The sequence below is a fragment of the Caulobacter radicis genome (assembly GCF_003094615.1).
In the GTDB taxonomy this organism is placed as follows: Bacteria; Pseudomonadota; Alphaproteobacteria; order Caulobacterales; family Caulobacteraceae; genus Caulobacter; species Caulobacter radicis.
Window position 1 is genome coordinate 31,631 of record NZ_QDKO01000026.1, and the last position, 13,571, is coordinate 45,201.

Annotated in this window: 11 protein-coding genes; 5 read left to right on the plus strand and 6 right to left on the minus strand. The window is 69.1% G+C overall.

Going from position 1 to position 13,571, the window contains the following annotated elements; all coding sequences use genetic code 11:
- Window positions 1–59 precede the first annotated feature (59 nt).
- Window positions 60–722 (minus strand): polyhydroxyalkanoate synthesis repressor PhaR, encoded by a 663-nt coding sequence (gene phaR / locus DDF62_RS16925; protein ID WP_116490181.1) that lies wholly within the window; start codon window positions 720–722, stop codon window positions 60–62.
- A 221-nt stretch (window positions 723–943) separates the two neighbouring features.
- Here phaR and DDF62_RS16930 point away from each other — a divergent pair, with 221 nt between their 5' ends.
- The 4 genes from DDF62_RS16930 to DDF62_RS16945 all read left to right on the plus strand — a co-directional run bounded on the left by DDF62_RS16930 (window position 944) and on the right by DDF62_RS16945 (window position 6,679).
- Window positions 944–2,119: an acetyl-CoA C-acetyltransferase gene (locus DDF62_RS16930; RefSeq protein WP_116490182.1), complete on the plus strand. Its 1,176-nt coding sequence runs from the start codon at window positions 944–946 to the stop codon at window positions 2,117–2,119.
- Between the two features lie 110 nt (window positions 2,120–2,229).
- Window positions 2,230–2,952, plus strand: coding sequence for a beta-ketoacyl-ACP reductase (phbB, locus tag DDF62_RS16935; RefSeq protein WP_116490183.1), 723 nt, complete (start codon window positions 2,230–2,232; stop codon window positions 2,950–2,952).
- A 326-nt stretch (window positions 2,953–3,278) separates the two neighbouring features.
- The gene (locus tag DDF62_RS16940) at window positions 3,279–4,010 is read left to right on the plus strand and encodes a DUF4908 domain-containing protein (RefSeq protein ID WP_244286851.1); all 732 of its coding nucleotides are present in this window, start codon (window positions 3,279–3,281) and stop codon (window positions 4,008–4,010) included.
- Between the two features lie 92 nt (window positions 4,011–4,102).
- A complete protein-coding gene (locus DDF62_RS16945) occupies window positions 4,103–6,679 on the plus strand; it encodes an HWE histidine kinase domain-containing protein (RefSeq protein ID WP_116490185.1) in 2,577 nt (858 codons plus the stop codon).
- A 121-nt stretch (window positions 6,680–6,800) separates the two neighbouring features.
- Here the strand turns inward: DDF62_RS16945 and DDF62_RS16950 are convergent, their stop codons facing one another.
- From DDF62_RS16950 to DDF62_RS16970, 5 genes are all read right to left on the minus strand, one after another.
- Window positions 6,801–8,825 (minus strand): TonB-dependent receptor plug domain-containing protein, encoded by a 2,025-nt coding sequence (locus DDF62_RS16950; protein WP_116490186.1) that lies wholly within the window; start codon window positions 8,823–8,825, stop codon window positions 6,801–6,803.
- 281 nt (window positions 8,826–9,106) lie between these two features.
- Window positions 9,107–10,537 (minus strand): metalloprotease TldD, encoded by a 1,431-nt coding sequence (gene tldD / locus DDF62_RS16955; RefSeq protein WP_116490187.1) that lies wholly within the window; start codon window positions 10,535–10,537, stop codon window positions 9,107–9,109.
- Window positions 10,538–10,593: 56 nt separating this feature from the next.
- A complete protein-coding gene (locus DDF62_RS16960) occupies window positions 10,594–11,391 on the minus strand; it encodes a GIN domain-containing protein (protein ID WP_116490188.1) in 798 nt (265 codons plus the stop codon).
- A 9-nt stretch (window positions 11,392–11,400) separates the two neighbouring features.
- The gene (locus DDF62_RS16965; RefSeq protein ID WP_116490189.1) at window positions 11,401–11,967 is read right to left on the minus strand and encodes a DUF1700 domain-containing protein; all 567 of its coding nucleotides are present in this window, start codon (window positions 11,965–11,967) and stop codon (window positions 11,401–11,403) included.
- Window positions 11,964–12,290 (minus strand): PadR family transcriptional regulator, encoded by a 327-nt coding sequence (locus DDF62_RS16970; protein ID WP_116490190.1) that lies wholly within the window; start codon window positions 12,288–12,290, stop codon window positions 11,964–11,966. The genes DDF62_RS16965 and DDF62_RS16970 overlap by 4 nt, the downstream gene beginning before the upstream one ends.
- Window positions 12,291–12,661: 371 nt before the next feature.
- Between DDF62_RS16970 and coxB the strand changes: the two genes are divergently transcribed.
- Window positions 12,662–13,571, plus strand: a 910-nt coding sequence (coxB, locus tag DDF62_RS16975) for a cytochrome c oxidase subunit II (protein ID WP_116490195.1), incomplete at its 3' end; no start/stop codon positions are given.

A 13,571-nucleotide genomic window follows, 5' to 3' on the forward strand; every position in this document is an offset into this window, starting at 1 on the left:
GGTCGGCACGCTAGCGGCGCCTCCGTTAAGAACGAATGCGCCGTCATGGTTGACGGGAATTAGGACTTGGTCGCCAGCTTGGCGATCTGTTCCTGCATGGCCTCGAGTTGGCGCTTGAGGTCGGCCAGGCTGTCCTCGCTGGGGGCGGACGGCGCGGGGGCCGGCGGCGGCGTCGCGGCGGGCGTCTCGGCGGCGTCTTCCGGACGGCTGTAGGCGAAGGGCGAGAACATCTTCATGGCCCGGTCGAACAGCGCCATGTTCTGGCGGATCTGCTCTTCGTAGATGGCCATGCCCGGCGCGGCGGCCTTGCCGGCCAGACCCGGGGCGCCGGTGAACTGCTGGCGCATGCGCTCCTGCTGCTTGGAGAAGCTTTCCAGCGACATCTCCAGGTAGCTGGGCAGGAAGGCCTGCATCGAGTTGCCGTAGAAGCCGATCAGCTGGCGCAGGAACTGGATGGGCAGCAGGTTCTGGCCGCCGCCGCGGTTTTCCTCTTCGAAGATGATCTGGGTCAGGACCGAGCGGGTGATGTCGTCGTTGGTCTTGGCGTCATAGACCACGAAGTCGACGCCCTCCTTCACCATGTCCGACAGGTGCTCGAGGGTGACATAGGAACTGGACGCGGTGTTGTAGAGCCGGCGGTTGGCGTACTTCTTGATGACGACGCGCTGACCCGAACCTTTTTCAGTACCGGCGGCTTCGCCTTTTTCGGGGTTCTCGGACATTTCGTTCCCTGGGACAGCGGTGTCGCCCGCCTTTTCGCATCGCACTATCGCTAATGCAAAGCCAGGGCGCCAGTCCCGCGAGGACTTGGACGCCAGATGATGACACGAAAATGTATTCGTGACGAACGCCGTTCGTTTGGGCATGGTGCTGTTGCACTGCAAAAGTGTGGGCGCCGCACCTGCGAAGGCGTCACGGAACAGTCACGGGAAAATCAAAGCCAATGACCGACATCGTCATCGTCTCCGCCGCCCGCACGCCGGTGGGTTCCTTCCTCGGCGCGCTTTCGAGCCTGCCGGCCGCGGAGCTGGGCAAGACCGCGATCGCCGCCGCCGTCGAGCGGGCCGGGATCACGCCGGCCGACGTCGACGAGGTGATCCTGGGCCAGGTTCTGCAGGCGGGCGCCGGCCAGGGTCCGGCCCGCCAGGCCTCGGTCAAGGCCGGCATTCCGGTCGAGAGCCCGGCCTGGAGCCTCAACCAGCTGTGCGGCTCGGGCCTGCGCGCGGTGGCCCTGGGCGCCCAGCAGATTCTGTCGGGCGACGCCAGCATCGTGGTGGTCGGCGGCCAGGAGAGCATGAGCCAGGCCCCGCACGCCCAGGCCCTGCGCACCGGCCAGAAGATGGGCGACCTGGGCTTCGTCGACACCATGATCAAGGACGGCCTGTGGGACGCCTTCCACGGCTACCACATGGGCCAGACGGCCGAGAACATCGCCAACCGCTGGCAGATCACCCGCGAGGACCAGGACAAGTTCGCCGTCGCCAGCCAGAACAAGGCCGAGGCCGCCCAGAAGGCCGGCAAGTTCGCCGACGAGATCGTCGGGGTGACCATCAAGGGCCGCAAGGGCGACATCGTCGTCGACCAGGACGAATACATCCGTCACGGCGTGACGCTGGAAAGCATCTCGGGCCTGAAGCCGGCCTTCGCCAAGGACGGTTCGGTCACCGCCGCCAACGCCTCGGGTCTCAATGACGGCGCCGCCGCCCTGGTGCTGATGAGCGCCGAGGAAGCCGACAAGCGCGGCCTCAAGCCGCTGGCCCGCATCGTGTCGTGGGCCAATGCCGGCGTCGAGCCCGAGATCATGGGCACCGGCCCGATCCCGGCCACCAAGAAGGCGCTGGAAAAGGCCGGCTGGACCGTTTCGGACCTCGACCTGATCGAAAGCAACGAGGCCTTCGCCGCCCAGTCGATCTCGGTGGTGCGGGAGCTCGGTCTCGACCCGGCCAAGGTCAATGTCAACGGCGGCGCCATCGCCATCGGCCACCCGATCGGCGCCTCGGGCGCGCGGATCCTGACCACCCTGGTGCACGAGCTGAAGCGCTCTGGCGGCAAGAAGGGCCTGGCCACGCTGTGCGTCGGCGGCGGCATGGGCGTGGCCCTCTGCGTCGAGGCCGTCTGAGCCAGGAAGTCTGGGCCCGGAAGAAGTCTTCGTGACAAACTGCGTCCGGGGCTTGCGCTCCGGACGCGACCACGTGCAACCATGACGTAACGGCAGCGGGAGACTACTGGATGGCTAGAGTTGCGTTCGTGACCGGCGGTACGCGCGGTATCGGTCGGGCGATCTGTGAGCGGCTGGTGGCCGACGGCCTCAAGGTCGCGGCTGGCTATTCCGGCAATGAGGCGGCCGCCGAGGCCTGCGCCAAGGAGCTTGGCGTGACGGTGGTGAAGGGCAATGTCGGCTCGTTCGACGATTGCCAGGCCGCGGTGGCCAAGGTGACGGCCGAGCTGGGTCCGATCGACGTGCTGGTCAACAACGCCGGCATCACCCGCGACGGCTTTCTGCACAAGATGACCTACGATCAGTGGTCGGAAGTGATCCGGGTCAACATGGACTCGGCCTTCAACATGACCCGTCCGGTGATCGAGGGCATGCGCGAGCGCGGCTGGGGCCGGATCATCAACATCAGCTCGATCAACGGCCAGAAAGGCCAGGTCGGCCAGACCAACTATTCGGCCGCCAAGGCCGGCCTGATCGGCTTCACCAAGGCCCTGGCCCTGGAGAACGCCAAGAAGGGCGTCACCGTCAACGTGATCTGCCCCGGCTACATCGACACCGAGATGGTGGCCGCCGTCCCCGAGACGGTGCTGGCCGGCATCATCGGCGGCATCCCCGTCGGCCGCCTGGGCAAGGGCGAGGAGATCGCCGACATGGTCTCGTTCCTGGCCGGCGAGCGGGCCGGCTTCGTCACCGGCGCCACCCTGTCGCTGAACGGCGGCCAGTACCTCGCCTGAGGCTGGCCTCGAACCTTCCGTCTTGACCTGACGGTCCCGGTTGGCGTCAATCGCGCCAACCGGGAGCACGCGGCGGACCGCCGCGCTCTTTCTGTTTGGGACGAGCCTGCTTGTCCGTTGCGGGCGACCGAAGCGGGCAGGCTCTATGGGGAGCGAGTGGCGGGGGCCGCGCGCCAAGGGAAGCGTTGCAGAAAAGTCGCACGGCGACGCTTGCCAGGAAGCGCCGCCTCCACGTCCAAGATTCGCCCCAGTCGGGGACCATCACCGTTCGCATGATACGACCGACGGTGGAAAGGATGGGGCCGGGAGGCTGCGCGGCAACGCTGATGCTCGCCCTGGCAGGCCTGACCATCGCCACGCCCGTCGCGGCCCAGTCCAAGCACAGCCTTCGCGACGCCCTGTTCGGCGACCGCGCCGCCGCCGAGGCCCGCAAGGCGCCGCCGCCGCCGGTGGCCCGCTACGTGTCCGACGGGGGCGGGGCCTTCGTGCTCGACCGCGCCACCTCGACCACCCTGCTGAAGTTCGAGAACAGCAGCGAGGTGTGGGTGCTGTCGCCCCACGCCGGTCCGCGCGGCGACGTCATCTACAAGAACGAACTGGGCGAGCCGGTGCTGCGCGCCACCAAGCTGGGCGGCATGACCCTATTCACCGCCGACCGTCCGGCCGGCGCCGCCGCGGCGCTGATGGGCCGGGCCCCGACCATCCAGCCGCCGGCCTTCATCACCCCCAACGCCCTGTTCCAGCGCATGCTGCAGGCGGCCGACCGCGCCAGCCGCGCCGCCCGCCACCGGGTCAGCTTCGAGACCGTGCAGGACGCCCGGCCCGAGACCTCGGTGCTGGTCGCCGAATGCGCTAACGTCACCGCCGAGGCTTTCGAGCGCATGGCCCGCAACGGCGACCGCAGCCTGCTGAACCGGATCGGCCGCGTGCTGCTGGCCGAGGGCCGCAAGCCCGGCGCGGCGATCAAGGACGACGCCCTGATCGTCACCTACGCCGCCGGCAAGGGCCTGGCCGGCCGCCCGTCGTCGGACCGCATCATCAAGGTGGTCGACAAGTAGGGACGCGGAACCGGGGCGTCTCGTCCACGTTCAAGTGGCTTCATGCATACGGCCAAGCTCCTTGAGGCGCTTTTCCCGTTTCGGAGCCTGCCTTGCCGACCGACACCGTCCCCGTCGACCTCACCAACTGCGATCGTGAGCCGATCCATATCCTGGGGGCCATCCAGCCCATCGGCTTCCTGATCGCCCTGACCGCCGACTGGCTGGTGGCGCGGACCTCGGCCAACATCGCCGACTTCATCGGCTTCCAGCCGGACGAGCTGTTCGGCAAGCCGCTGTTCGAGCTGTTCCAGCCCAAGGCGGTGCACGACCTTCGCAACCGCTCGACCCTGCTGCGCGGCCCCGACGCGGTGGAGCGCATCTTCGACCTGGAGCTGGTGGCGGGGCGCCCGAACTTCGACGTCGCCCTGCATTTCTCCGGCGGCCAGATCGTCATCGAGGCCGAGCCGGCCTCGGGCGAGCACGGCGACGCCACCGGCATGGTGCGCTCGATGATCGCCCGCCTGGACGGCGCGCCCGACTTCGCCGCCTTCTATCGCGAGGGTGCGCGCCAGGTGCGGGCCCTGATCGAGTTCGACCGGGTGATGGTCTACCGTTTCGCCGCCGACGGCTCTGGCGAGGTGGTCGCCGAGGCCGTGCGCTCGGGCATCGGCGCGTTCATGGGCCTGCGCTATCCGGCCTCGGACATCCCGGTCCAGGCCCGCGAGCTCTATCGCCGCAACCTCCTGCGGGTGATCACCGACGTCAACGCCGCGCCCGTGCCGATCGTCCCGCAGCGCGACCAGAACGGCCGGCCGCTGGACCTGTCGCTGTCGGTGCTGCGCTCGGTCTCGCCGATCCACATCGAGTATCTGAAGAACATGGGCGTGCAGGCGTCGCTGTCGATCTCGATCATCGTCGAGGGCAAGCTCTGGGGCCTGTTCGCCTGCCACCACTATTCGCCCCGCTGCCCGACCTTCGAGCGCCGCTCGGTCAGCGAGCTGTTCGCCCAGATGTTCTCGATGCGGCTGGAGAGCCGCGAGCGGCAGGAGACGGTGGAGTACGAGCGCCGGGCGCGCGACATCTCCGACCAGCTGCTGGGCGCGGTGGCCTCGGACGAGACCCTGCTGAAGGACCCCGACTGGCTGGGCGACATCCTGACCAACGCCATCCCGGCCGACGGCGTGGGCGTGTGGCTGGGCGGTAACCACGCCTTCTCGGGCACGGTCCCGCCGCTGGACGACTTCCGCCGGATCGTCCGGGCGCTGAACGGCACGGCCGCCGGCAAGGTCTTCGCCACCGACTGCATCGGCTCGCTGGTCGACGACGCCCACGGCTTCGCCTCGGACGCGGCCGGCCTGCTGGCGATCCCGATCTCGCGCTCGCCCCGCGACTATGTGGTGCTGTTCCGCAAGGAGCTGATCCATTCGGTGCGGTGGGCCGGCGATCCGCACAAGCCGATGGAGTACGGCCCCAACGGTCCGCGCCTGACCCCGCGCGCCAGCTTCGCCGAGTGGAAGGAGCTGGTCGAGGGTAAGTCCCAGCCGTTCTCGGGCTCGGAAATCCGGGTGGCCGAGACCCTGCGCGCGACCCTGATCGAGGTGGTTCTGCGGCTGGCCGACGAGGCCTCGGCCGAGCGCCAGCAGGCCAGCGCCCGCCAGGAACTGCTGATCGCCGAGCTGAACCACCGGGTGCGCAACATCCTCGGTTTGATCCGCGGCCTGATCCGCCAGTCGCTGCCGGCCGGCGGCGACATCGCCGAGTTCGTCAAGGTCGTCGACGGGCGCATCCACGCCCTGGCCCGCGCCCACAACCAGATCACCGACGACCACTGGGGCCCCGCGCCGCTGCAGGCGCTGATCGACGCCGAGGCGGCCGCCTTCGTCGACGAGCGCGACCGCATCGTCGTGCAGGGCGAGCCGGTGTCGCTGAACCCCCAGGCCTATTCGACCCTGGCGCTGGTGTTCCACGAGCTGGTCACCAACTCCAACAAGTACGGCGCGCTGTCGGCCGAGGGCGGGCGGGTGACGATCGGCTGGCATCACAAGGCGGGCGGCGACCTGGCCGTGGAATGGCGCGAGGCCGGCGGCCCGCCGGTGACGCCGCCCACCCGCAAGGGCTTCGGTACGACGATCATCGAGCGCTCGGTGCCCTACGATCTCGGCGGCAAGGTAAAGGTCGACTACGACCCGCGCGGCTTCCACGCGGTGTTCAGCATCCCGGCGCGGCATCTTTCGCAGCCGCGCCCGGGCGGCGCTCCGCGGCCGGTCAGATTCCAGCGCCCCGCCCCGGGGCACGCCCATCCCCCGCCGTCGAGGATCCTCGAAGGCCAGGACGTGCTGCTGGTCGAGGACAGCCTGATCATCGCGCTGGACGCCGAGGACATCGCCAACCGCCTGGGCGCGCGCAGCGTGACGACGGCGGCGACGGTGCAGGGGGCGCTCGACAGCATCGAGGCCCATCGCCCGACCGTGGCGGTGCTGGACATCAACCTGGGCGACCGCAACAGCTATCCCATCGCCGACCGGCTGGCCGAGCTGAAGACGCCCTTCCTGTTCGCCACCGGCTATGGCGAGCAGGCCAACCTGCCGCAGGACCATCGCGGCCGGCTGGTGGTGCAGAAGCCCTACACCCTGGAGAACCTGGCCCGGGCGATGGACGCGCTGGGCGTGGGGCCGGGCGAGGGCTGACGGAGCACAAAGAAAAAAGGACCCCGGCGCGAGCCGGGGTCCTTTCGCAGTGGCCGCTTCTGTCCGCTGGGGTTGGGGACCGAGAGGCGCGGGCGGCGGCCTTGTTGTGGTGGTGTCCGGCTCAGCCCCAGGTCTGGCGCAGGCGGAAATAGATGAACGGGTCGAAGTCGACCCGGCGGTCGTCGAGATAGGCGAAGTCGCCCGGCGCGCGGACGCGGCCCTCGAACACCTCGCGCTGGCGGTTGAGGCCGCGGCCGGTGAGGTTCTGGGCCTCGACCCGCAGCGACAGCCCCTGGCGCGGCTTGACCTCGGCATAGGCCAGCAGCCAGGGCTCGATCTCGAAGCGGCTGACCTCGTTGAAGGCGTAGGACGTCTCGGTCTCGCCCGAGAACAGCTCCAGGCCCCATTGCAGCTTGCGCTTGGGCAGGTCCTGCGAGAACCGCAGCTCGCCCTCGAAGGGCTCCTGGTCGCTGATCCGGCGCTTGCGGCCGGTGATCGGGTCGACGACCTCCGACCGGGTCCAGGTTCCCTTGCCGCGCAGCAGGCCGCCGGGCACGAAGCGCTCCAGCGGCAGGTTCACCGACAGCTCCAGCTCGTCGCCCGCAGCGTCGCCGATGTTGCCGGGGGCGTCGTAGAGATTGCCGGCCTTGTCGACCACCAGGATGCGGTCGGCGACGTCGCTGATCTCCTTGTGGCGGGCCGTCAGCACCACGGCGCCGTCCTTGCCGAACTTGCGCTCCCAGGCCGCCTCGAACACCCAGGTCCGTTCGGGCACCAGCTCGGCGCCGCCGGCGGTGTCGCGGCCGGTCGAGAAGGTGGTCGAGGAGACGAAGTCGCTGAAGTCCAGCTGGCCGACCTCGCGCTCGACGCGGCCGCGCAGCTGGTCGTGGGCGCTGGGCGACCAGGTGACCGACAGGCGGGGCTTGGGATAGGTGAACGACTTTTCGAGGTTGGTGTCGCCGGTCTGCGAGATGGTCGAGCGCTCAAGCCGCAGGGCGCCTTCCAGGGTCAGGGCCGAGTGGGCGCGCCAGGTGGCGACGCCGAAGGCCTCGCCGCGCTTTTCCTCGACCCGCACGTTGGCGGCCGGCAGCACCTGGGGCGTTCCGTTGACCAGGTAGCCGATCTGGCTCTCCAGGAAGTTCACCGCGATCTCGCCGCCGCCCTCGAACGACAGGGTCGGGCTCAGGGTGTGGCGCAGCACGCCGCGGGCGATGCTTTCGCCGCTGTCGCGGGCCGAGGTGAAGCGACCGGCTTCGCCTGCTTCGGTGAAGGTGCTGGCGTAGTCGACGTGCTTGCGGCGCAGCAGGCCGGTCAGCTCGACGCGCGACCTGGCGGTCAGGGGGCGTTCCCAGCCCAGGCCGATTTCGCCTTCCTCGCGGTCGTCGGCGTCGATGACCTTCAGGCGGTCGCCGCCGGTCGGGGGAATGTCCTCCAGGCTCCAGTCGTAGACCTCGCGCTCGTAGACGGTGTTGACCGACAGCCGGCCGCCCAGCAGCGGGCGCTTGAGGTTGGCCTTGGCGGTCAGGCCGTCGCCGCCGCCGGTTTCGTCCAGCCACGAGGGGCTGACCGTCCCGTTGGCCCGGCGCACGATCTTGGGGCCCTCGCCGGCGCCGTCGTCGACATAGCGGAAGGTCAGGATCGACCAGTCGAAGGCGTTGACGCCGTACTGGCGCGAGCCTTCGAAGCGCATGGCCGGGGTGGTGCGGCCGTCCTGCTGGAACGAGCTGGCCACGGCCAGCAGGGTCGAACCCTTGGCGTCGGCGCGCAGGATGACGTTGGCGACGACGTTCTTGCCCTGCATGTCGATGCCCGGGGCGCCGCCGACGATGATCTCGACGCGGTCGACCTGGCTGGCCTGGATGCGGCGCAGGGCGTCTTCCAGGGACTCGCTCTTGGTGGCCGGCCGCTGGCCGCCGATCAGCACGTTGCCGGCCGCGCCGCCGAAGCCGCGCACGCTGTCGCCGCCGTCGAAGGTGAAGCCGGGCACGCGCACGACCATGTCGTAGGCCGACAGCGGCTGGCGCTCGGCGAAGAAGGCGGCGGGATAGCGGGTGACGCCTTCCGTCGCCGCGACGACGACGGGGGCCTGGGCCGAGGCCTCGGGCGTGGCGGCCGCCAGGGCCGCGAAAAGCGATCCGAACTGCATGTCTTTCCGTCCCCTGGCCCCCGCCAGTTGCGTGGCTGGCAAACTGGGCCTTTGGCTGTCGGGAGGGAAAGTTACAAGCTTGAAATGTGGATTAAATAATGGACATCAATGGACGTAGGCGTCCAGTTTTCGTCCCAGGGGACCTCCCCCTGTGGGGGAGGCGATCGCGTAGCGATCGGTGGGGGGAGCTTGTCGAAACCCGGCCCGGTTCAGCGGAAGCTGAAAACGGCCCCCCTCCGTCGCCTTCGGCGACACCTCCCCCAGAGGGGGGGATCTATTGGCTAGATATTCGTCCCGCCGACCGTCAGGCCGGTGATCTTCAGGCTGGGCTGGCCCACGCCCACGGGCACGCCCTGGCCGGCCTTGCCGCAGACGCCGATGCCGGGATCGAAGTCGAAGTCGTTGCCGATCATGGTCACGCGGGTGAGGGCCGAGGGGCCGTCGCCGATCAGGGTGGCGCCCTTGACCGGGGCGGTGATCTTGCCGTCCTCGACGAGGTAGGCCTCGGTGCACTGGAAGACGAACTTGCCGTTGGTGATGTCGACCTGGCCGCCGCCGAAGTTGGCGCAGTAGAGGCCCTTCTTCATCGAGGCGATCATCTCGGCCGGATCGTGGTCGCCGGCCAGCATGCCGGTGTTGGTCATGCGCGGCATGGGCATGTGGGCGTAGGACTGGCGGCGGCCGTTGCCGGTCGCCTGCATGCCCATCAGGCGGGCCGACATGCGGTCGTGCATGTAGCCGACGAGAATGCCGTCCTCGATCAGGATGGTGCGCTCGGTCGGCGTGCCTTCGTCGTCGATGGTCAGAGAGCCGCGGCGGCCGGGGATCGAGCCGTCGTCGAAGACGGTGACGCCCTTGGCGGCCACCCGCTCGCCGATGCGGCCGGAGAAGGCGCTGATGCCCTTGCGGTTGAAGTCGCCTTCCAGGCCGTGGCCGACGGCCTCGTGCAGCAGCACGCCGTTCCAGCCCGGGCCAAGCACCACGTCCATCTCGCCGGCCGGGCAGGCGACGGCGTCGAGGTTCACGAGCGCCATGCGCAGGGCCTCGTCCACCTGGCCCTGCCACTTGTCGGGGCTGATCCAGGCCGAGAAGCCGGCGCGGCCGCCGGCGCCGGACGAGCCGGCCTCGCGCTTGCCGTCCTTCTCGACGGTGACCTGGACGTTGAGGCGCACCAGCGGCCGCACGTCGCGGATCAGCTTGCCGTCGGCGCGCAGGATCTCGACCACGCGGCGCTCGCCGGCCAGGCTGGCCAGCACCTGCACCACGCGCGGGTCGCGCTGGCGGGCGAAGGCGTCGATCTCCTGGAGCAGGGAGACCTTGTCGGAGAAGGCGGGCGAGGAGACCGGGTCATCCTCGCCGTAGAGCTTTTCGTTGGTCGAGCGCGGGCCCTCGGCCGAGATCCCGGCATAGCCGCGCTTGGCCAGGCTGGCGGAAGAGGCGGCCCGGCCGATGGCGGCCTCGGAGATTTCCGAGGCGTGGGCGTAGCCGGCCGTCTCGCCGGCCACCACGCGCAGGCCGAAGCCCTCGCCGCTGTCGTAGGAGGCGGTCTTCAGCCGGCCGTCGTCGAAGACGAAGGCCTCGCTCTCGGACCGCTCGAGGAACAGTTCGCCGTCGTCGGCCCCGGCCAGGGCCTCGCCCAGGATGGCGCGGGCGCGTTGCGGGTCGACGCCGGCGGCGTCCAGCAGGGAAGGGGCGGAGAGGGGAGCGGTCATTCCTGTAAGGTAGGCGCTTGCAGGCTCCGCGTCATCTCCCTCCGCCCCCGGATCGCTCACCAGCTTTCGTTGATGTCGCCCGAACCGGCGATCGACTTGGACAGGCTGGCCGGACGCTCGGTCAGGGTGACGTCGCCGCTGCCGGCGATGTGCACGTCCGCCTCGCCCGTGGGGCCCAGCTTGGCCTCGCCGCTGCCGGCGATCGCGACCTTGGCGTCGGTGACCGTCAGGGCGGTCAGTTCGGCCTCGCCGGAGCCGGCGATCCTGAGGTCGACCTTGCCGGTCTTGCCCGAGGCGTAGGCCTCGCCGCTGCCGTTGAGGGTCAGCGCAAGGTCCGGCTGGTCGTAGGACTGGATGTCCAGGTCGCCAGAGCCGTTGAGGGTAAACTTGCGCACGGCCGGGGCGGTGATGCGGATCACCAGGTCGTCGCGGTCGGCGAAGGTCTGCATGCCGTGGCGGTCGAAGCGGAAGCCGCGGCCCTGGCCGTCGCCGTCGAAGTGCAGGCGGTCGTCGGTCAGCACCACGCGGCGGGCCAGGCCTTCAGGTCCCTCGACGGTGATCCCGGCCTTGTCGCCCTGGGTGAAGATCACCCGGGCCGGCAGGTCGATGCGCAGGGCCTCGCCGCCGGTCCAGGCGAGCTGGCGGCTGGTGTTGGGGCCGTGGTCCTCGATCGTCACGTCGCCGTTGCGGCGGATGGTGACGCGGCCGTCGTCGTCCTCGATGTGGATGTTGGCCGGGAAGCTCCAGCCGCCCTGCTTGACCAGGTCGCGGCCGCCGATGGCGAAGGCGGTTCCGAGGCACGCCACGGCCAGGACGAAGCTGGCGACGGCGATGATGGTGAGGTTGCGGATCATGGCCAGGCCTCAGGCTTGCGGTTCGATGGCCGGCTTCAGCAGCCGGTAGTGGAGCCGGCCGTACCAGACCAGCAGATTGACCAGGCCCACGGTGACCAGGCCGGTGACGGCGCTGAGCGCGGTGGCCGCGGCCATCAGGCCGATGCCGCCCAGGATGGCGAAGGCGGGGCCGCCCGGCGGGTCCATGAACGGTCCGGCCGAGAACACGAAGCCGCCGGCGACGAAGATGCCGATCCCGGCCATGAAGAAGCCGAACAGCGCCCCGATCACGCCCATCAGGATGGGCAGCAGGATCAGGATGTCGATCGCGCCCAGGCCCAGCACCGCGAACACGGCGCCGGCGGCGGCCGACGGGTTCTTGGTCTCTTCCCAGCGCTTCAAACCCGCTTCGGCGCGCAGCTCGCGGGCCAGGCGGTCCGGGTCGCCGAGGGCGGCGGCCGTCTCGGCCTCGGTGCGGCCGGCGGCGATGGCGTCGTCGAAGTGGGCCTCGTAGTCGGCCGCGGCGTCGGCGATGGTGGTGGCCGGCAGGCCGGCCAGGCCGCGCTTCAGGCGGGTGACGAATTCGGCGCGGGTCATGCGGCGGCTCCCAGGATGTCGTTCACGGCCTTGGCGAAGGCTTCCCATTCGCTCTTCTGGGCGGCGAAGCTGTCGCGGCCGGCGGCGGTGAGGCGGTAGTATTTGCGCGGCGGGCCGCTGGTCGACTCGACCAGATAGGTCTCGACCAGGCCGTCGGACTGCAATCGCCGCATCAGCGGGTAGATGGTCCCCTCTCCCATGTCGATGTCCTTGGCCAGCTGGCTGGCGATCTCGTAGGCGTAGCTGTCGGCCTTCGACAGCAGGGCCAGCACGCACAGCGCCAGCACGCCTTTCTTCAATTGGGTTTCGATGGCTTCAGGCACGGCTCTCGTTTCCTGTTGGTGAGAACCTTGTACGGCCAGGTAGTGTGTGATGCAAGGTAGCTGTTATTACAAGTTATCAATGTTCGAGGATCGGCGTGATTCGCCTGTCGGTCGTGTGGATGAAATCGGCGAAGTTATTGAGAATGCTTCGCAACTGACGCGATTCCCCTGCCCAACGTGTGGTTTCGGGTGCTTGGCAACAGGGATTGAAGCGCGTAAGCACGCCTGCGACCGGCCGGCGCCGTGGGGGGAGTGCTTTCGACCGTTTCAAGTCGATTGCATAAGTCCGCGTAACCGGTCGTATTGTGCATGTCGGCGCGGAGACACGGCTGAGTAACAGCCGGTCGCCGCCGTAACGGGCCGAGAGGGAAATGAAGGCACAAGTTCAGGGGATGGGACGGAAGGGGTTTGGCTTTGCAGCCGCCGCCGTCATGACGACGCTCGCGGGGCATGCCTTCGCCGACGATCTATTGGGTCAGCCGACGCCGGGGGGCATCGCCCTCCAGCCGGCGGCGTCCGTGCTCAAGCACGACGCCATCTGGTTCCACGACTGGGTTCTGATGCCGATCATCACGGCGATCACCCTGCTGGTCCTGGGCCTGCTGGTCTGGATCGCGATCCGCTACAACAGAAAGGCGAACCCGGTTCCGGCCAAGTTCAGCCACAACACCACGATCGAGATCATCTGGACGATCGTGCCGGTGCTGATCCTGATGATCATCGCCATCTTCTCGTTCCGGCTGTTGTTCAAGTACAACGACATGCCCAAGCCCTACATGACCGTGAAGGCCACGGGCTATCAGTGGTACTGGGGCTACGAGTATCCGGACCAGAAGGTGCCGGAGATCATCTCCAAGGTGCTGAGCGAGGAAGAAGTGGCGGCCAAGGGCCTGCCGCACAGCGTCTATCGCCTGGCCGCCGACAACGCGCTGGTGGTGCCGGTCAACCAGGTGGTGCGCGTGCAGGTCACCGCCGCCGACGTGATCCACGCCTTCGCCCTGCCGGCCTTCGGCCTGAAGACCGACGCCATTCCGGGCCGGCTGAACGAAACCTGGTTCAAGGCCGAGAAGGTGGGCACCTATTACGGCCAGTGCTCGGAGCTCTGCGGCATCGACCACGCCTTCATGCCGATCGAGATCAAGGTCGTCACGCAGGCCGAGTTCGACGCGTGGGTGAAGTCCAAGGCTCCCGCCGAGGCGCCCGCCGCCCCGGCGACCGCCGAAGCCGCCCCGGCCGCGCCTGGCGCGGCTCCGGCCGCCACGCCCGCCGCCGCTCCGGCTG